The organism is Paraburkholderia phenoliruptrix, assembly GCF_902859825.1.
Taxonomy (GTDB): Bacteria; Pseudomonadota; Gammaproteobacteria; order Burkholderiales; family Burkholderiaceae; genus Paraburkholderia; species Paraburkholderia phenoliruptrix.
Window position 1 is genome coordinate 1 of sequence record NZ_CADIKB010000129.1, and the last position, 506, is coordinate 506.

A 506-nucleotide genomic window follows, 5' to 3' on the forward strand; every position below is an offset into this window, starting at 1 on the left:
ACCGAGACGGCGGCGCAAACCCATGCGCTGCTCAGGGCGCGGGCTGGCTTCAACATCAACCAGCTCGCCGCCGAGTATCGGGCACTGCGTGCAAGCGTGCTGCGCCTGTGGATGGACGATTGCGCGCCTCACGCCCCTGACGTGGGCGACATGATCCGTTTCAACGAAGCGATCGACCAGGCACTTGCAGAGTCGATCAGTTTTTTCAGTACCCATGTCGAGCAGACCCGGAACCTGCTGCTGGGCATGCTTGGGCACGATCTGCGCAGTCCGCTTCAGGCAATCCAGATGACTGCTTCCTATCTGGCTGCGCTGAACGCGGGCCATCATGTATCGGATGCCGCCGCCCGTCTGATCCGAAGCGGAGGCCGCATGCAGGCGCTCCTCGACGACCTGAGCGATTTCAACAGGACGAGGCTGGGCCTGGGGATCAATGTCGTGCCGGCCCCTGTCGACCTGGCTGACTTGCTGGCCGACGAACTGGACGAACTGCGTGCCGTTCATCC

At 63.0% G+C, this 506-nt stretch carries 1 protein-coding gene; it reads left to right on the forward strand.

Annotated features, from left to right (window positions below):
* Positions 1-506 (forward strand): histidine kinase dimerization/phospho-acceptor domain-containing protein (locus HV711_RS33275; RefSeq protein WP_175145708.1); only part of this gene is annotated, 506 nt, incomplete at both ends.